At 58.7% G+C, this 17,015-nt stretch carries 19 protein-coding genes; 16 read left to right on the top strand and 3 right to left on the bottom strand.

Features of this window, described 5'->3' with window-relative positions:
• The first annotated feature begins 73 nt into the window (after positions 1 to 73).
• The 9 genes from ldtR to J1W56_RS23570 all read left to right on the top strand — a co-directional run bounded on the left by ldtR (position 74) and on the right by J1W56_RS23570 (position 9,712).
• Complete coding sequence (gene ldtR, locus J1W56_RS23530; protein ID WP_105735615.1) at positions 74 to 589, top strand: transcriptional regulator LdtR; 516 nt, start codon at positions 74 to 76, stop codon at positions 587 to 589.
• Between the two features lie 314 nt (positions 590 to 903).
• On the top strand, positions 904 to 2,193 hold the full coding sequence (locus tag J1W56_RS23535; RefSeq protein ID WP_374042779.1) for a L,D-transpeptidase family protein: 1,290 nt from the start codon (positions 904 to 906) through the stop codon (positions 2,191 to 2,193).
• A gap of 187 nt (positions 2,194 to 2,380) precedes the next feature.
• Positions 2,381 to 3,691, top strand: coding sequence for a serine hydroxymethyltransferase (gene glyA, locus J1W56_RS23540; RefSeq protein ID WP_223615718.1), 1,311 nt, complete (start codon positions 2,381 to 2,383; stop codon positions 3,689 to 3,691).
• A gap of 333 nt (positions 3,692 to 4,024) precedes the next feature.
• Complete coding sequence (gene nrdR / locus J1W56_RS23545; RefSeq protein ID WP_105735609.1) at positions 4,025 to 4,507, top strand: transcriptional regulator NrdR; 483 nt, start codon at positions 4,025 to 4,027, stop codon at positions 4,505 to 4,507.
• Between the two features lie 5 nt (positions 4,508 to 4,512).
• Positions 4,513 to 5,622 carry a bifunctional diaminohydroxyphosphoribosylaminopyrimidine deaminase/5-amino-6-(5-phosphoribosylamino)uracil reductase RibD gene (gene ribD / locus J1W56_RS23550; RefSeq protein WP_223615719.1) on the top strand — a complete coding sequence of 370 codons (1,110 nt, stop codon included), beginning with the start codon at positions 4,513 to 4,515 and terminating at the stop codon, positions 5,620 to 5,622.
• 10 nt (positions 5,623 to 5,632) lie between these two features.
• Entirely contained in the window at positions 5,633 to 6,247 is a 615-nt protein-coding gene (locus tag J1W56_RS23555; protein WP_223615720.1) for a riboflavin synthase, read from the top strand.
• 56 nt (positions 6,248 to 6,303) lie between these two features.
• On the top strand, positions 6,304 to 6,765 hold the full coding sequence (gene ribH / locus J1W56_RS23560) for a 6,7-dimethyl-8-ribityllumazine synthase (protein WP_091883905.1): 462 nt from the start codon (positions 6,304 to 6,306) through the stop codon (positions 6,763 to 6,765).
• A 4-nt stretch (positions 6,766 to 6,769) separates the two neighbouring features.
• Complete coding sequence (gene nusB, locus J1W56_RS23565) at positions 6,770 to 7,276, top strand: transcription antitermination factor NusB (RefSeq protein WP_223615721.1); 507 nt, start codon at positions 6,770 to 6,772, stop codon at positions 7,274 to 7,276.
• 279 nt (positions 7,277 to 7,555) lie between these two features.
• Complete coding sequence (locus J1W56_RS23570) at positions 7,556 to 9,712, top strand: sodium-translocating pyrophosphatase (protein ID WP_223615722.1); 2,157 nt, start codon at positions 7,556 to 7,558, stop codon at positions 9,710 to 9,712.
• A 68-nt stretch (positions 9,713 to 9,780) separates the two neighbouring features.
• Here J1W56_RS23570 and J1W56_RS23575 read toward each other — a convergent pair whose 3' ends face one another.
• Positions 9,781 to 10,287 (bottom strand): outer membrane protein assembly factor BamE, encoded by a 507-nt coding sequence (locus J1W56_RS23575; RefSeq protein ID WP_223615774.1) that lies wholly within the window; start codon positions 10,285 to 10,287, stop codon positions 9,781 to 9,783.
• Positions 10,288 to 10,410: 123 nt separating this feature from the next.
• Between J1W56_RS23575 and J1W56_RS23580 the strand changes: the two genes are divergently transcribed.
• The 6 genes from J1W56_RS23580 to J1W56_RS23605 all read left to right on the top strand — a co-directional run bounded on the left by J1W56_RS23580 (position 10,411) and on the right by J1W56_RS23605 (position 14,963).
• Positions 10,411 to 10,971, top strand: coding sequence for a ubiquinol-cytochrome C chaperone family protein (locus J1W56_RS23580; protein ID WP_223615775.1), 561 nt, complete (start codon positions 10,411 to 10,413; stop codon positions 10,969 to 10,971).
• A gap of 13 nt (positions 10,972 to 10,984) precedes the next feature.
• On the top strand, positions 10,985 to 11,548 hold the full coding sequence (locus tag J1W56_RS23585) for a YceD family protein (protein ID WP_223615723.1): 564 nt from the start codon (positions 10,985 to 10,987) through the stop codon (positions 11,546 to 11,548).
• A gap of 221 nt (positions 11,549 to 11,769) precedes the next feature.
• The gene (gene plsX, locus J1W56_RS23590; RefSeq protein ID WP_223615724.1) at positions 11,770 to 12,849 is read left to right on the top strand and encodes a phosphate acyltransferase PlsX; all 1,080 of its coding nucleotides are present in this window, start codon (positions 11,770 to 11,772) and stop codon (positions 12,847 to 12,849) included.
• 9 nt (positions 12,850 to 12,858) lie between these two features.
• A complete protein-coding gene (locus J1W56_RS23595) occupies positions 12,859 to 13,830 on the top strand; it encodes a beta-ketoacyl-ACP synthase III (RefSeq protein WP_105735591.1) in 972 nt (323 codons plus the stop codon).
• A gap of 123 nt (positions 13,831 to 13,953) precedes the next feature.
• Entirely contained in the window at positions 13,954 to 14,274 is a 321-nt protein-coding gene (locus J1W56_RS23600) for an integration host factor subunit alpha (protein ID WP_091883889.1), read from the top strand.
• Positions 14,275 to 14,405: 131 nt separating this feature from the next.
• On the top strand, positions 14,406 to 14,963 hold the full coding sequence (locus tag J1W56_RS23605; protein ID WP_223615725.1) for a MerR family transcriptional regulator: 558 nt from the start codon (positions 14,406 to 14,408) through the stop codon (positions 14,961 to 14,963).
• A 331-nt stretch (positions 14,964 to 15,294) separates the two neighbouring features.
• On the opposite strand, the gene J1W56_RS23610 is transcribed toward J1W56_RS23605, so the two are convergent.
• On the bottom strand, positions 15,295 to 15,600 hold the full coding sequence (locus J1W56_RS23610) for a hypothetical protein (RefSeq protein WP_223615726.1): 306 nt from the start codon (positions 15,598 to 15,600) through the stop codon (positions 15,295 to 15,297).
• Positions 15,601 to 15,615: 15 nt separating this feature from the next.
• A complete protein-coding gene (locus J1W56_RS23615) occupies positions 15,616 to 15,867 on the bottom strand; it encodes a DUF883 C-terminal domain-containing protein (protein ID WP_223615727.1) in 252 nt (83 codons plus the stop codon).
• A 183-nt stretch (positions 15,868 to 16,050) separates the two neighbouring features.
• Between J1W56_RS23615 and J1W56_RS23620 the strand changes: the two genes are divergently transcribed.
• Complete coding sequence (locus J1W56_RS23620) at positions 16,051 to 16,608, top strand: fasciclin domain-containing protein (RefSeq protein WP_223615728.1); 558 nt, start codon at positions 16,051 to 16,053, stop codon at positions 16,606 to 16,608.
• Positions 16,609 to 17,015: the final 407 nt, after the last annotated feature.

Raw genomic sequence — 17,015 nt, forward strand, 5'->3', positions numbered from 1 at the left:
AATTTTATGCGTATTCGATAGTGTTGCCTCAACGGTGAGAAAAATACACCGAAACAACAGTGAGGCAGGTATTATGAACAACATACAGAGAAAGTCTGGCACGAGCCCGCATGCGACCGTGAATGATACAGCATTGCGGACTCTTTATCTTGAAGCACTTCAGTTGGTCGAACGTCTGCATCGTCGTTTACTTGACGTTGTCAAAGATGAATTCGACCGCAACGGCCGCAGCGACATCAACGCCATCCAGGCATTGCTGCTTTTCAACATCGGCAATGCTGAACTGACCGCCGGTGAACTGCGCAGCCGCGGTTACTATCTCGGCTCGAACGTGTCCTACAATCTGAAGAAACTGGTCGAGCTCGGCTTCATCTCCCACGAGCGTTCACGCACCGACCGCCGGTCGGTTCGCGTCAGCCTGACGGAGAAGGGCAATGAAGTGGCCGAACTGGTTGCAGGCCTTTACGAGCGTCACGTGGCGTCGATCGAGCATGTCGGCGGTATCAAGGCGGAAGAATTCCAGTCGATGAACAAGGCGTTGCAGCGTCTCGACCGCTTCTGGAATGATACCATCGCCTACCGCATGTAATCCTCGAAACCACTGTCAAACAAAAGCCCGGCTTCGCGTGACAGCGAAGGCGGGCTTTGCTGTGCAGGGCTGTGCCAACGGGCCAAAAGTCATCAATCCGCCATAATGGCGTGGAAAGGCGTTTTGAGTTATTCCATAATTCAGTGAAGCTTAAATAGCGGCCTCCGCACGGGCTGATCGGCGCTCGAACCATCACGATAACGCGATCAGTGCAAAAGTTGCTGTTTATTAAGGGTGTTCCTGATAATTTTGGAAACCATAATCCGTGTTCTGCGTTATGAGGCGACGGGTTGGTTACAGAACTTCCAATTGGGTTGGGCAATACTATGAAGAAACTAGGATCATCAGCGCTTGATCGCCGCACATTCCTCACGGGCGTGGCAACAGCTGGTTTGGCTGCCATTGCATCGTCCGCCTGGGCGGAAGATGCCGCAATCAACGACATCCTTGCTTCTCCACGCCGCGGCAACTGGGACGACCAGTTCGACGCACGCTCCAGCGCCCATGCCAAGGTGGCCAGCTTCCAGCCGATTGCCAGCCCCGAGACGGTGTCCTTCATTCAGGCGGCCATCAACAGCTACAACCAGATCGTTGCCGGTGGCGGCTGGCCGAACGTGCCGGTTACCACCAAACTGCAACTCGGCGTTGTCGATCCTTCCGTTTCCATCCTGCGCAAGCGCCTGATGGTATCGGGCGATCTGTCCGCGAGCGCCGGCATTTCCAATTCGTTCGACACCTATGTCGATGCGGCGGTGAAGCGTTTCCAGACCCGTCACGGCCTTCCCGCTGATGGTGTCATGGGCCAGTTCACCATTGCCGCCATGAACATTCCGGCCAATATCCGGCTCGGCCAGCTGCAGACCAATCTGGAGCGCGTGCGCACGCTCGCCGCTGCCAACCAGGGCGCCCGCTATGTCATGGTCAATATTCCGGCCGCGCAGATCGAAGCCGTCGAGGGCGGCCGCGTCGTGCAGCGCCATACGGCCATTGTCGGCAAGATCGACCGCCAGACTCCAATTCTCGACTCCAAGATCTCCGAAGTCATTCTCAACCCTTACTGGACGGCACCGAAGTCGATCATCCAGAAGGACATTATCCCGCTGATGCGCAAGGATCCGACATACCTCACGCGCAACAAGATCCGCCTGTTCAACGAACAGCGCCAGGAAGTGCCGCCGGAAAGCGTCGACTGGAACACCGACGATGCGGTCAAGCTGATGTTCCGTCAGGACCCGGGCAAGATCAACGCCATGTCCTCGACCAAGATCAACTTCCCCAATCCCTATGCGGTTTACATGCATGACACGCCGCAGCAGGGCAATTTCAACAAGCTGATGCGCTTCGATTCCTCCGGCTGCGTGCGCGTGCAGAACGTGCGCGACCTGAATGTCTGGCTGCTGCGCAACACGCCGGGCTGGGACCGCCAGACCATGGATGCGACGATCAAATCCGGCGTCAACACGCCGATCGCCGTTGCCGATCCGGTTCCCCTGCATTTCGTCTATGTCAGCGCCTGGTCGACCGGCGACGGCGTCGTCCAGCTGCGCGACGATATTTACGAGCGCGATGGCCAGCAGGCCCTGTCGATCGGCACCAACACCTGATCGCTGCATCTGCTTGAATATGCTGATATTGCAAAGACCGCCTCCGGGCGGTCTTTTTGCATTTGAATGGTGGATGGCGGTTTCGGGCTAGTGCTTTTCGCCCACCGGCCATTGGCCTTGATCGTTTAAGTATGATAATGCGCCGGAAATACCTACTCACTTACCGGCAAATGAGGGTCCAGGCACCATGTCGAATGCAAGCGCTTCCGTTGCAGATACATTTTTCAACGCATCACTCGAAGACATCGATCCGGAAATTTTTGGCTCCATCCGTAAGGAACTGGGCCGCCAGCGCCACGAGATCGAGCTGATCGCCTCGGAAAACATCGTTTCGCGTGCCGTGCTTGAGGCACAGGGCTCGATCATGACCAACAAATATGCCGAGGGTTATCCGGGCAAGCGCTATTATGGCGGCTGCCAGTTTGTCGATATCGCGGAAGAACTGGCCATCGAGCGCGCCAAAAAACTGTTCAATTGCGAATATGCCAATGTGCAGCCGAATTCCGGCAGCCAGATGAACCAGGCCGTATTCCTGGCACTGCTGCAGCCGGGCGACACGTTCATGGGTCTTGACCTCAATTCCGGCGGGCACCTGACCCACGGTTCGCCCGTCAACATGTCCGGCAAGTGGTTCAATGTCGTTTCCTATGGCGTGCGCCAGGACGACAACCTGCTCGACATGGCCGAAATCGAACGCCTGGCGCATCAGCACAAGCCAAAGCTGATCATTGCCGGCGGCACGGCCTACTCGCGCGTCTGGGATTTCGAGCGTTTCCGCCAGATCGCCGATGCGGTCGGCGCCTATCTCATGGTCGACATGGCGCACATCGCCGGTCTCGTGGCTGCCGGTGTGCACCCGTCGCCGCTGCCACATGCGCATGTCACCACCACCACGACGCACAAATCCCTGCGCGGCCCGCGCGGCGGCATGATCCTGACCAACGACGCTGATATTGCCAAGAAGATCAATTCGGCTGTCTTCCCCGGCCTGCAGGGCGGACCGCTGATGCATGTCATCGCCGCCAAGGCCGTGGCTTTCGGCGAAGCGCTGAAGCCGGAATTCAAGACCTACGGCCAGAATGTCGTGAACAATGCCCGTACCCTGGCGGAATCGCTGAAGAAGAACGGCCTCAACATCGTTTCGGGTGGCACCGACAACCATCTGATGCTGGTGGACCTGCGTCCCAAGAATGCCACCGGCAAGCGTGCGGAAGCCGCGCTTGGCCGCGCCAACATCACCTGCAACAAGAACGGCATCCCGTTCGACCCGGAAAAGCCGTTCGTCACCTCGGGCGTGCGCCTGGGCACCCCGGCCGGCACGACGCGCGGTTTCGGCGCGGCCGAATTCACCGAGATCGGCAATCTGATTTCGGAAGTGCTCGATGGCCTGAAGGTTGCCAATTCCGACGAGGGCAATGCAGCGGTTGAAAAGGCCGTGCAGACCAAGGTGGTCGAGCTGACTGGCCGCTTCCCGCTTTACCCCTATCTCGGACAGTAAATCCGGGAGAAATACTGGAAATGGCGGTGCTTGAGCGCCGCCATTTTTGTTTGCGGGTGCGGGCGGAAGTGCGTGGTTCGACACGCTCACCATGAGGGAGGTGAGTTGGCTTCAAGCTAATCGCAACGGTTGCAGGGTATGGCTCCTTGCAATCCTCCATCTCCCTCATGGTGAGCGTGTCGAACCACGCACAGCAGCTTTGCCACCAGCCGGTCAAGATTAGCCAGACCAACCATTTCTTTGACACATCGTTGCGGCCAGGGTGCTTTTATATCGTACCGAAAGCCACTATCTTCCCTAACGATTTCAGAATCATCTCCGGAAAGCCAAACGATGCGTTGTCCCTACTGCCAGTCTGAGGATACTCAGGTGAAAGATTCCCGCCCCGCCGAAGATGGGGCGGTGATCCGCAGACGGCGCATCTGTACCGTGTGCGGCGGGCGCTTCACCACCTTCGAGCGCGTGCAGCTGCGCGATCTCAGCGTGATCAAGAAGAGCGGCCGCAAGGTGGCTTTCGACCGCGACAAGCTGATGCGTTCGGTGGAAGTGGCACTGCGCAAGCGGCAGGTCGATCCGGAACGGGTGGAGCGCGCGGTGTCGGGCATTGTCCGCCAGCTCGAAAGCTCCGGCGAACCGGAGGTCAGCTCCGACGAAATCGGCCGGCTGGTCATGGATGCGCTGAAAGGCATCGACGACATCGCCTACATCCGCTTCGCCTCGGTCTACCGCAATTTCCGCGAGGCCAAGGATTTCCACAATGTGATCGACGAAATCACCGCTGGCGATGTTGCGTCCGATCCGGTCGAGGATGAGTGAACCGCATGAACCCATCGGAGCAGAGTGCGCTTGACCGGCGCTACATGGCTGCGGCCATTCGTCTGTCGCGCAGCCATCAGGGGCTGACGGGAACAAACCCGTCCGTCGCCACGCTGATTGTCGACAAGGACGGTGTCATTGCCGGGCGCGGCGTGACCGCCATCGGCGGGCGGCCGCATGCGGAAACACAAGCCCTGGCCGAGGCTGGCGACCGGGCGAGGGGCGCCACGGCCTATGTCACGCTCGAACCCTGCGCCCATCACGGCAAGACGCCGCCCTGTGCCGATGCGCTTGTGACAGCGGGCGTCAGCCGCGTCGTTGCCGCCGCCAATGACCCGGATGACCGGGTGGCGGGCAGGGGCTATGCCATCCTGCGCAATGGCGGCATCGAGGTGGTGACCGGCGTTCTGGCGGCCGAAGCCGCCGATTATCTCGCCGGCTACCTGATTCGATCATCGAAAAAGCGCCCGGAAGTGACTCTGAAACTTGCACTTTCCGCCGATGGTTATATCGGCAGGCACGGGACGGGCCAGATTGCCATCACCGGCCCGGTCGCGCGGGCGCAGGTGCACCTGATGCGGGCTGAATCCGATGCCATTCTCGTGGGAATCGGCACGGCGCTGGCCGATGACCCCGTCTTGACCTGCCGCCTGCCGGGGCTGGAAAACCGCTCGCCGGTGCGCGTCGTGCTCGACAGCCGGCTGCGTCTGCCGCTGGACAGCAAGCTGGTGCAATCGGCGGGTAGCGTTCCCCTGTGGATTGCCGCCAGCGCCCAGGCCGATCCGGCCAAGCGCCAGGCGCTGGTCGCGGCGGGCTGCCGTATGCTCGCGACCGAAACCGACTGCGGCGCAACCGCGCTGCCGGAACTGCTCGACGATCTGGCGGCGCAGGGCATCGCCACGCTGATGGTGGAGGGCGGTGCCGCCGTCGCGTCTGCGCTTCTGCAGGACGATCTCGTTGACCGCATTGCGCTTTTTGAAGGCCCGCTGGCAATCGGATCGAACGGCGGTCTTGCAGTACCGGAACTTTCTTCCCATATCGCTCGTGACTTCACGCTGTCGCGGGATGACCGCTTCGGTGACGATCACTATCGCGAATACGTAAGACCCATCTGAGGAACTATGCATGTTTACGGGAATTGTAACGGATATCGGCAAGATAGGTCAGGTCAAGCCGCTCAATGAAGGCGTGCTTCTGCGCGTGGAGACCAATTACGATCCGCAGACGATCGAGATCGGCGCCTCCATCTCCTGTTCAGGCGTGTGCCTGACCGTCGTGACGCTGCCGGAAAAGGGTTCGAATGCCCGCTGGTTCGAGGTGGAAGCCTGGGAAGAGGCTCTGCGCCTGACCAGCATCGCCAACTGGAAGAACGGCACGCGGATCAACCTGGAACGCTCGCTGAAGCTGGGCGACGAGATGGGCGGGCACCTTGTCTCCGGCCATATCGATGCCATGGCCGAGATCGTCAAGCGCGAGGATGAGGGCGATGCCGTCCGCTTCACGCTGCGGGTGCCGGAAGAACTGGCGCGGTTCATCGCGCCGAAAGGCTCCGTGGCGCTCGACGGCACGTCACTGACGGTCAATGCCGTCAATGGCAATGAATTCGACGTCTTGTTGATCCGCCATTCGCTCGAAGTCACCACCTGGGGCGACCGCAAGGCCGGTGACAAGGTGAATATCGAGATCGATCAGATGGCGAGATACGCTGCACGGCTTGCGGAATATCCGAAATCAGCCTAGGACCACACGCAGAGGCGGAGCATCTTCGCCACCCCCATTGAGTTCTGGAGTTTTCCATGTCCAAAAAAAAGGCGCATGCGCCCCATCTGTTGATCGTGGAAGCGCGATTCTACGACGACCTGTCGGATGCCCTGCTGAACGGTGCCAAACTGGCGCTCGATGAAGGCAAGGCAACCTATGATGTCGTGACCGTTCCCGGCGCGCTTGAAGTGCCTGCCGCCATTTCTTTTGCCCTCGATGCAGCGGAAGACGGCGGAACGGAGTATGATGGCTTCGTGGCGCTTGGTACGGTCATTCGCGGCGAAACCTATCATTTCGATATCGTTGCCAATGAATCCTGCCGTGCTCTGATGGAGCTTGCGGTGGATGAAAGCATTGCCATCGGCAATGGCATTCTCACCGTCGAGAACGAAGAGCAGGCCTGGGCCCGTGCCCGCCGCGAGGACAAGGACAAGGGTGGCTTTGCAGCGCGCGCTGCCTTGACCATGATTGCCCTCAAGGAAAAACTCGGAGCCTGACCGGATGCCTGCTTCCAAAGATGGGGAAAGTCCCGCTGTAAAGCCCGCCAACAAGCGCGGCGTTGCCCGCCTGGCGGCGGTGCAGGCACTGTACCAGATGGACGTTGCCGGAACCGGCGTGATCGAGGTGGTGGCGGAATATGAAGCGCACCGTCTCGGCAAGGAAGTCGACGGTACGCAGTATCTGGATGCCGATCCGCAATGGTTCCGTGCCATTGTCGCCGGTGTGGTTGCTGAGCAGACATCCCTCGACCCGATGATCCGCCAGGCCCTGACCGAAGACTGGCCGCTGTCACGGCTCGATTCCACGCTGCGGGCGATCCTGCGCGCCGGTATCTGGGAACTGAAGAACCGTCCCGATGTGCCGACGGCGGTTATCGTTTCGGAATATATCGACATCGCCAAGGCCTTCTACACGGAAGACGAACCCAAGTTGGTGAATGCCGTGCTCGACCGTCTGGCCTTCGAATTGCGCGGTGAAAGCCGCGGCGCGAAGAACCCGCGCGGCTGACGTCCCTTCATTGAAAATGGCGGACACCCGCCTTTGGCGTGGTGCGTGGTGCGCTTGTCGAACCACGCGCCAGCCAGAACACAATGCGCCAAACCTGCTGAATCAGATCGGTCTATCCCAACCCTGAGCCGCCTCAGCGAAAGGCCTTGACCTTTTCGCATCCGCTTCGTTACTCCTAGTACATACGGTCGCGTTTCTGCCGGCCTGGCAGATTTTGCGTGCCGTACCGAACCTGACCTGGGGAGGGGTATTTTTCGGGTCAAAATCTGAGGGAGTGGCATGACTATACTGTTTCTCGTCATCGCCTGCGGTCTGCTGTCTGTCGTTTACGCTTTCTGGGCTACCCAATCGGTGCTCGCAGCGGACCAGGGCAATGCGCGCATGCAAGAAATCGCCGGTGCAATTCGCGAAGGTGCACAGGCCTATCTCACACGTCAGTATACCACGATCGCCATGGTTGGCGTCGTTGTCTTTCTAGCAGTCTGGTACCTCTTGTCTTCCACCGCGGCAGTCGGCTTCATGATCGGTGCCGTCTTGTCGGGGCTTGCCGGTTTCATCGGCATGCATGTTTCCGTCCGTGCCAATGTGCGCACGGCGCAGGCATCGTCCCGCAGTCTCGCCGCCGGTCTCGAGATCGCGTTCAAATCCGGCGCGATCACCGGCATGCTCGTGGCCGGTCTCGCCCTTTTGGGTGTCTCGGTCTATTATTATATCCTGACCGGCCCGATGGGCCATCTGCCTGCGGACCGTGTTGTCATTGACGCGCTTGTCTCCCTCGGGTTCGGTGCGTCGCTTATTTCCATCTTCGCCCGTCTTGGCGGTGGCATCTTCACCAAGGGTGCCGACGTCGGCGGCGATCTCGTCGGCAAGGTCGAAGCCGGAATTCCCGAAGATGACCCGCGCAACCCGGCAACCATCGCCGACAATGTGGGCGACAATGTCGGCGACTGCGCCGGCATGGCCGCCGACCTTTTCGAAACCTATGCGGTGACCATTGTTGCCACCATGGTTCTGGGTGCCATCTTCTTTGCCGCAACGCCCGTCCTGAGCACGGTCATGCTTTATCCCTTGGCGATCTGCGGCGCCTGCATCATCACCTCGATTGCCGGGACGTTCTTCGTCAAGCTCGGTGCGAACAACTCGATCATGGGGGCGCTCTACAAGGGCCTCATCGTGACGGGTCTTCTGTCGATTGCCGGTCTTGCCCTTGCCACGTCGATGACTGTCGGCTGGGGCGAGGTGGGTATTGTTGCGGGTAAATCGATCACCGGCATCAATCTCTTCTACTGTGGCCTGGTCGGGCTTGTGGTGACGGGGTTGATCGTGGTGATTACCGAGTACTACACCGGCACCGGCAAGCGCCCCGTCAATTCGATTGCCCAGGCATCGGTCACCGGTCACGGCACCAACGTCATCCAGGGTCTGGCCGTGTCGCTTGAATCGACGGCGCTGCCCGCCCTGGTCATCGTCGGCGGCATCATCTCGACCTACCAGCTTGCCGGGCTGTTCGGCACCGGCATCGCCGTTACCGCCATGCTCGGCATTGCCGGCATGATCGTTGCGCTCGATGCCTTCGGTCCGGTGACGGACAATGCCGGCGGTATCGCGGAAATGGCCGGGCTTGATCCGGACGTGCGCAAGTCCACCGACGCGCTGGATGCCGTTGGCAACACGACGAAAGCCGTGACCAAGGGCTATGCCATCGGTTCGGCCGGTTTGGGCGCGCTGGTGCTGTTTGCCGCCTATTCCAACGACCTGCAGTTCTTCATCAGCGAAGCGAACAAGGATGGTTCGACGGCCTTCTCCTATTTCAAGGGAATGGGCGCCGTATCGTTCGAACTGTCCAATCCCTACGTTGTCGCCGGTCTGATCTTCGGCGGTCTCATCCCCTACCTCTTCGGCGGTATCGCGATGACGGCCGTTGGCCGGGCAGCAGGTTCCGTGGTGGAAGAGGTGCGCAGGCAGTTCCGTGAAAAGCCGGGCATCATGGCCGGTACGGAGCGTCCGGACTATGCGCGGGCGGTGGATATTCTCACCCGCGCCGCCATCAAGGAAATGGTCGTGCCGTCGCTGCTGCCGGTTCTGGCGCCGCTCGTCGTCTATTTCGGCGTTCTGCTGATTTCCGGTTCAAAAGCCTCGGCCTTCGCCGCGCTCGGTGCTTCGCTTCTCGGCGTGATCATCAACGGCATTTTCGTTGCCATTTCGATGACATCCGGCGGCGGTGCCTGGGACAATGCCAAAAAGTCCTTTGAAGACGGCTTTGTCGACAAGGATGGCGTTCGTCACATGAAGGGATCGGATGCCCACAAGGCTTCCGTGACCGGCGATACGGTTGGCGATCCCTACAAGGACACGGCTGGCCCTGCGGTCAATCCGGCGATCAAGATCACCAACATCGTGGCCTTGCTGCTGCTGGCGGTGCTTGCGCACGGATAACCGCCCGTCACGTCAAAGAAAAACCCGCGAAATCCGGTTTCGCGGGTTTTTTGTTTTCAGCGCAGGAATTACTGACCGGGAGGTCCGCCTGCACCAATGGAACCGGGTGCCTTGCCAACGCCCGCAAGCAGCTGGCCGAGGAACGAAAGGTCCTTGCCGCCGGTCGGCGTGGTGCGGGAGATGAAGTCGAAAACCTTGCCGTCCTGCAATCCGTAATTGGAAATGCTGGCGACCTTGCTTTTCTGGTCGAAATAAACCGCAAGAATGCGACGGTCGGTCACCTTCGGCTGCATGAAGGCGACGCTGCGTTTGCGCTTCTGGGAAATGTAATAGAAGACTTCGTTGTCGAACGTTGCCGTCGAAGACGGGCTGCCAAGCGACAGGATGACCTGCTCGCGGCTGGAACCGACCGGAACGAACGCCAGCGCCTTCTCGTCGAGAATATAACCTTCCGACAATGTTTCGGATGGATTGAGGTTGGCGGTATTACAGCCGGCAAGCCCTACGACAAAAAACAGAGCTCCGGCGAGAAGATATTCCCGGGAACGATCGGCCTTGAAAATCCGCTGCAACAACGACATCTCCATTTCAATAGTGGGGCCACGTCTTTCGCTGCCCGCAGAACTTCGGTAAACCACCTTGAAGTCCGATGCAACCGGCGACTCGTGTTGCGGTCCGACCCAAGTGAAAGCACATATATGATTCTCAATTTATTCAGCCGTAAGGCCAAAGCAAATGAGGCGATTACCACAGCCCTCTACGATGTGATCGTGGCGGCGGCGCGGCAGCCATACCTCTATTCTGACATTGATGTGCCGGATTCGCCGCTCGGACGCTATGAAATGGTATCTTTGCACGTTTTTCTTTTCATGCGCCGGATAAAGGGCAGGACACCAGCTCTCAAGATGATCGGACAGGAAGTGACGGATGAATTCTTCCGGGACGTGGATCACTCGCTGCGGGAGCTTGGGATCGGCGACTCCGGTATCCCGAAGCGGATGAAAAAGCTGGCGCGCATGTTCTATGGCCGGGTGGAGTCCTATGACAAGGCGCTCCAGACCAACGACCATCCGGCCCTGGCGGCCGCACTGGCCCGCAATGTCCGCCCTGACACCCGCGAATGGACAGGCGCCTTCGCGCTGGCCGGATACACCATCCAAGCGGCGTTGTTCCTGGAAAACCAGTCGGATGAAGATATAGCCCGCGGGCAGCTGGCCTTTCCGGACGCCAGCGCCGATGCAGAAACCCTGCAGAATTAGGAAGGGGAGCAAAATGACAAGAAATATCGATGGCGCACTCAGTTTCCCGGTCTCGGTCAAACGGCTTCCGCAGAAGGGACTGACCGTCAAGATCGAAGCGGACGAGCGCGAGCGCATAGCGCTGCGGGACTTTCACGAATTGCAGGATGTAACGTCGTTCAAGGCCGATCTGCAGATTGTTCCCTGGAAGAAGGACGGCATACGCGTGCGCGGCGTGGTAAAGGCCCGGATCGTCCAGTCCTGCGTTGTCACGTCGGATCCTGTCGATGCGGTCGTCAATGCGGAGGTGGATACGCTGTTCGTGCCGGAGAACTCCAAGCTGGCGCGTTTGCCGCTCGATGAGAACGGCGAGCTGATCATCAGCGCCGACGGTCCCGATATACCGGAGACATTTTCCGGCGATACGCTGGATGCCGGTGCCATAGCCGAGGAGTTTTTCGAGCTGGCCATTGATCCATACCCCCGCAAGGAGGGCGTATCGGATACGCCCATCGAGGTTGTCTTCGGTGATGACGAAACAGCGGAAAAGCCTGTCAGTCCGTTTGCCGGCCTCAAGGACTGGAAACAGAAGCCTTGATTGTGACGATTTCCTGAGGCTGACTATCGAAATACTGCCCTGATGGGCTATAACAACGGAAAATACCCAAAAAGGGGCAGTGTTTTTCACAATGATTCCAGTCCATGTGCCGGAGGTCCGGCAGATTCCGGTTGTACAGCGACGGAAATTGACTATTTTCGCCGAGTCTTTGAGCAATTGATAAACCCAGCAAGCATACTCACTGAACAGGACAATCGAGAGTGATCAGAATTTCCATTGATGCCATGGGCGGTGATTTCGGTCCTGAGATCGTCATTCCCGGTCTGGCAACGGCGCTGGAGCGCCATCCTGATATCCGGTTTGTGATCTTCGGTCGTGAGGAAGAGGTAAGGCCGGTTCTCGACCGTCATCCCACGCTTGCGAGCTCGACATTCCACCACTGCGACGTGTCGGTGCGTATGGACGAAAAACCCAGCCAGGCCTTGCGCAACGGCCGCTGGAAGTCATCCATGTGGCGCTCCATCGAGGCGGTGAAAACCGGCGAGGCGGATGTCTGCGTATCGGCGGGCAATACCGGCGCGCTGATGGCCATGTCGAAATTCTGCCTGCGCACCATGGCCAATGTCGAACGTCCGGCCATTGCCGGCATCTGGCCGACATTGCGCGGTGAGAGCATCGTGCTCGATATCGGCGCGACCATCGGTGCCGACGCGCAGCAGCTGGTCGACTATGCCGTCATGGGCGCCGCCATGGCCCGGTCGCTGTTCGAGATCGAACGCCCGACGATCGGCCTGCTCAATGTCGGGGTTGAAGAAATCAAGGGACAGGACGACGTCAAGGATGCTGCGCGCATTTTGCGCGAGATTCCCTTGCCAAGCCTTGAATATTACGGCTTCGTCGAAGGCGACGACATCGGCAAGGGCACCGTCGATGTGGTGGTCACCGAAGGGTTTACCGGAAACATCGCCCTGAAGACGGCGGAGGGGACGGCCAAGCAGTTCGCGCAGTATCTGCGCGATGCCATGGGCCGCACATTGATGGCCAAGATCGGCTATCTCTTCGCCAGGGGCGCATTCAATCATCTGCGGGAGAAAATGGACCCGCGCAAGATCAATGGCGGCGTGTTTCTTGGGCTCAATGGCGTTGTCATCAAGAGCCATGGCGGAACCGATGCGCTGGGCTTCGCGTCCGCCGTCGATGTCGGCTATGATATGGCGCGCAACAAGCTCCTGAGCAAAATTGCCTCGGATCTGAGCCATTTTCACAAAAGCCCGGTCGGGGTCGCTTTTCAGGGCGAGACCGAAAATGATTCAGAAGCTGAAATAGAACCACAGGCGTAGGAAAAATAAATGATCCGGTCCGTTGTTAGAGGTGTAGGGGCGGCCAAACCGGCGCGCCTGGTCAAGAACGCCGATCTGGAAGGCATTGTCGAAACCAGCGACGAGTGGATCGTGCAGCGGACGGGCATCCGTCAGCGCTATATCGCAGGCGAGGGCGAAACAACCGCTTCGCTGGGCGAGGCAGCAGCACGCGCAGCGCTCGACAATGCCGGCATGACACCGGACGACATCGACCTGATCATTCTGGCGACCTCGACGCCCGACAATACGTTCCCGGCCTCCGCCGTCGACATCCAGGCACGCCTCGGCATGACCCATGGCTTTGCCTTCGACATGCAGGCGGTCTGCTCCGGCTTTGTCTATGCCATCAGCACTGCCGACCTCTACATTCGCGGCGGCATGGCCAAGCGCGTTCTGGTCATCGGTTCGGAGACGTTCTCGCGGCTTCTCGACTGGAATGACCGCACGACGTGCGTCCTGTTCGGCGATGGCGCCGGTGCCGTCGTGCTTGAGGGCAATGAGGGACGCGGCCTGACATCCGATCGCGGCATCCTCACCGCCAACCTGCGGTCCGACGGTTCGCACAAGCAGAAGTTGTATGTGGATGGCGGACCATCCAGCACCCAGACCGTCGGTCACCTGCGCATGGAGGGCCGCGAGGTTTTCAAGCATGCGGTCGGTATGATCACCGACGTCATCGAAGCCTCGTTCTCGGAAGCCGGGATCACCGCCGAGGATGTCGACTGGTTCGTTCCGCACCAGGCCAACAAGCGCATCATCGACGCATCCGCCAAGAAATTGAACCTTGCCGAGGAAAAGGTGGTCATTACGGTTGACCAGCATGGCAATACCTCCGCGGCGTCCGTCCCGCTGGCCCTGGCGACAGCGGTTGCCGACGGGCGGATCAAGCAGGGCGATCTTGTCCTTCTTGAAGCCATGGGCGGGGGCTTTACGTGGGGTGCAGTTCTGCTACGGTGGTGATGGTCCGGTTGGGTCAGCAGTTTGTTTTATCAACTGTTTTACCTGCTTGCCCTATCGGATTTGATCCTATAACTTCCGCTTCCACCTTGATAGTTTTGCAACAAACGAGAGCTTAGAGATCGTATGGGGGGTAAGACCATTACGCGCGCTGATCTGGCCGAAGCAGTCTATCGCAAGGTAGGGCTTTCACGCACGGAGTCAGCTTCACTCGTCGAAACCATTCTCGATGAAGTATGTGATGCCATTGTTCGTGGCGAAACGGTCAAATTGTCATCGTTCGCCACGTTTCAGGTCCGGGACAAGAACGAACGCATCGGCCGCAACCCGAAAACGGGTGAAGAGGTGCCCATTTTGCCTCGCCGGGTCATGACGTTCAAGGCGTCCAATGTGCTCAAACAGCGCATTTTGCGCTCGCATCAGGCACGCAAGAAGAAATCTGCATAGCGGATTTATGCAGGGCGCTTCGGTTCCCTGGGCGAGATTGCTGTGGGGCAATCTCGCGTTGTACTTGAAAACCACTTGATAAACCGCTGAAATGGGCGTCGAATCAGATTTTCTCCTGAAAGGGTGAAAACATGGACAAGAGTCCCGACGCTTTTAGAACCATCAGTGAAGTTGCTGAAGATCTCGATCTTCCCCAGCATGTTCTGCGTTTTTGGGAAACGCGTTTTACCCATATCAAACCGATGAAGCGCGGCGGCGGACGACGATATTATCGCCCGCTCGATGTCGACCTGCTCAAGGGCATCCGCCATCTGCTGTATGATCAGGGCTATACGATCAAGGGCGTGCAGCGGCTTTTGCGGGAAAATGGCGCGCAGTTCATCATCGCGCTCGGCAGCGGCGACACCGCTGCCGCCGAAGCCATCAGCCAGCAGAAGCAGGCGGCCGTTCGCGAGGAGGAAGCACATTCCGCCGAGCAGGAACGCGCCGACGCGGCGGAAGAAGCCGCCGTCATGGGATCGCCGAAATCATCGTCCCATGGCCGGCGTCTCTTTGGCCTGATCAAGGGCGACGACGACGGGCCGGTGGCTGCCGACGGCAAGCGGCTGTCAAAGGACAACCGGACCCTGCTGCAGGAAACGCTTTTCGACCTCTTGGAATGCAAGCGCCTGCTGGATCAGGTCCGCTAGGTTCACCGCGCAATTCGCTGCAGGGTTGCAGGCTGGCAAATAGGTTGTTCGTGGTTCGACAAGCTCACCATGAGGGAGGTTGAGGATTGCGGGGAGCCATATGCTGCAACGTATCCGATTGGCCTTGCAATCAAATGAATTCCCTCATGGTGAGCTTGTCGAACCGCGCACCGCGCTCCCGCCAATAAAAAAACCCAGCTTCCACGGGGAGTGAAAGCTGGGATTTGGGGTTGGCTGTGGGGTTCAGCCTAGCTGGTTGGGGGACCAGTATTGTGGAAACGCCGCCATCCGCCAAAAGTTCCAAAATATTTTGAAAAAATTTGGAACTGATTCAACGGGCCAGCATACCGATGACGATGCCGAGGCCTGCAATGACCATCAGCGTCGAGACGGAATTCTGCGTCTGGATACCGCCGATTTTGCGGGCCTGATGGCCGACAGCATGTGCTGCCCGCCGTCCGCCGTCCTTGATGGCGTCAAAGGCCGAGGAATCATCGCCTTCGAGATCATCGAGCAGTTGCACGCCTTTGTCGGCGAGCGACTGCGTCAGCGCCGCCAGATCGCGCTTCAGATCTTCGATTTCGCGCTGCAAACGTGCGCGATCTTCATCGTTATGGCTTGGTTCAGCACTGTCCATGGCCATCACCCTTCGTTAGCGTCTTGAAACAAGCCCGATGAGCAGGGCTGCGCCCGCCACGATAGCAAGGGTTGCCAGCGGGTTTTCCTTGGCCGCATCGGCGGCATAGCGCACCTGGTTGGTGGCAACGCGTTTCACATCGTCCAGCTTTTCACCGCCCATGTCGGCGAGATTGGCCGTGAGTTTCGACACTTCCTTGCGCAAGGCTGCAATCTGAGCCTCGACATCGTCCTGGATATCATCGGTGGTTTTGGAAAATATTGCCATTCTTTATCTGCTCCTGTGCATGACAAGCCTATAACGGGCAGGGGCCCCTTAGGTTCCCCTCGGGCTTTGTTCGAATGTCAGCGCCCGGAAAAATAATAAATGCACCTGCCGGAAACTTTCCCGGTCAAGCCCTCGTTCTTGTTTGCATTCCCCAGGAAGGGGAGGCAAACGCGGAGCAATACAATGGGTAAATTGACTGCAGGTATTTTCGCCGGATTTTTGGCGGTTACAGCACTGAGCGGAGCAGCATTGGCAAAGGACAACCCGATGGTTGGCGGCGCACCGATGTATGCCAACAAGAATATCATCGAGAATGCGGTCAACTCCAAGGACCACACAACACTTGTCGCCGCAGTCAAGGCGGCCGGTCTTGTCGAAACGCTTCAGGGCAAGGGACCGTTCACGGTATTCGCGCCAACCAACGAAGCTTTCGCCAAGCTGCCAAAAGGCACTGTCGAGACGCTTTTGAAACCAGAAAACAAGGCGACGCTCACCAAGGTTCTCACCTGCCATGTGGTGGCTGCTGACGCCATGTCCATGACGATCAAGAAGATGATCAAGGACGATGGCGGCTCGCACAAGGTAAAGACGGTCGGTGGTTGCATTCTGACCGTCAGCGAAAAGGGCGGCAAAATCTCGATCAAGGATGAGAAGGGCAACGTCGCTCATGTCTCGATCGCTGATGTCAAGCAGTCGAACGGCGTCATTCACGTGATCGACAAGGTTCTCCTGCCAAAATAAGACAGCGGCAAACGCTGCTCCGGCGGACACCCCCGCATGCCCGTTATCGGCGTTCCGATAACGGGCTTTTTGTTTCTCCGGTCAAAACCTACTTGGTGTCATGCTTGAAGCGCCGGTGGCTGAATCCGCCTTTGGCCAACCGCAGGATTGAAGAGAGTTTTGTCGGGTCACAGGCAGTTTTAGGAATTTGTTTGCTCACCTTTTGCATCGTTTTGGGCGATGCAGGCTGTGCATGGTGCGGCGTGTGAAGAATCGCTTCTCCCATAGTTCATTCGCTCCCTGACGACGTTCCGCTCCCGGCCCATGCCGAAAGCCCAATGCTGTGGTTCGTATACGGATATTCCCGGATCATACGACGGACAGTCGATCCTTGCCTGGATCATTCTATGGAGAGGTCAGTCAACTCT

Origin of the sequence: Phyllobacterium calauticae, from assembly GCF_019991125.1 — a bacterium.
Taxonomy (GTDB): domain Bacteria; phylum Pseudomonadota; class Alphaproteobacteria; order Rhizobiales; family Rhizobiaceae; genus Phyllobacterium; species Phyllobacterium calauticae.

What these genes read in the sequence shown, in the direction of transcription:
- ldtR (WP_105735615.1), top strand. Translation starts at nt 74, where the DNA reads ATGAACAACATACAGAGAAAGTCTGGCACGAGCCCGCATGCGACCGTG.
- glyA (WP_223615718.1), top strand. Translation starts at nt 2,381, where the DNA reads ATGTCGAATGCAAGCGCTTCCGTTGCAGATACATTTTTCAACGCATCA.
- nrdR (WP_105735609.1), top strand. Translation starts at nt 4,025, where the DNA reads ATGCGTTGTCCCTACTGCCAGTCTGAGGATACTCAGGTGAAAGATTCC.
- ribD (WP_223615719.1), top strand. Translation starts at nt 4,513, where the DNA reads ATGAACCCATCGGAGCAGAGTGCGCTTGACCGGCGCTACATGGCTGCG.
- J1W56_RS23555 (WP_223615720.1), top strand. Translation starts at nt 5,633, where the DNA reads ATGTTTACGGGAATTGTAACGGATATCGGCAAGATAGGTCAGGTCAAG.
- ribH (WP_091883905.1), top strand. Translation starts at nt 6,304, where the DNA reads ATGTCCAAAAAAAAGGCGCATGCGCCCCATCTGTTGATCGTGGAAGCG.
- nusB (WP_223615721.1), top strand. Translation starts at nt 6,770, where the DNA reads ATGCCTGCTTCCAAAGATGGGGAAAGTCCCGCTGTAAAGCCCGCCAAC.
- J1W56_RS23570 (WP_223615722.1), top strand. Translation starts at nt 7,556, where the DNA reads ATGACTATACTGTTTCTCGTCATCGCCTGCGGTCTGCTGTCTGTCGTT.
- J1W56_RS23580 (WP_223615775.1), top strand. Translation starts at nt 10,411, where the DNA reads ATGATTCTCAATTTATTCAGCCGTAAGGCCAAAGCAAATGAGGCGATT.
- J1W56_RS23585 (WP_223615723.1), top strand. Translation starts at nt 10,985, where the DNA reads ATGACAAGAAATATCGATGGCGCACTCAGTTTCCCGGTCTCGGTCAAA.
- J1W56_RS23595 (WP_105735591.1), top strand. Translation starts at nt 12,859, where the DNA reads ATGATCCGGTCCGTTGTTAGAGGTGTAGGGGCGGCCAAACCGGCGCGC.
- J1W56_RS23600 (WP_091883889.1), top strand. Translation starts at nt 13,954, where the DNA reads ATGGGGGGTAAGACCATTACGCGCGCTGATCTGGCCGAAGCAGTCTAT.
- J1W56_RS23605 (WP_223615725.1), top strand. Translation starts at nt 14,406, where the DNA reads ATGGACAAGAGTCCCGACGCTTTTAGAACCATCAGTGAAGTTGCTGAA.
- J1W56_RS23610 (WP_223615726.1), bottom strand. Translation starts at nt 15,600, where the DNA reads ATGGACAGTGCTGAACCAAGCCATAACGATGAAGATCGCGCACGTTTG.
- J1W56_RS23615 (WP_223615727.1), bottom strand. Translation starts at nt 15,867, where the DNA reads ATGGCAATATTTTCCAAAACCACCGATGATATCCAGGACGATGTCGAG.
- J1W56_RS23620 (WP_223615728.1), top strand. Translation starts at nt 16,051, where the DNA reads ATGGGTAAATTGACTGCAGGTATTTTCGCCGGATTTTTGGCGGTTACA.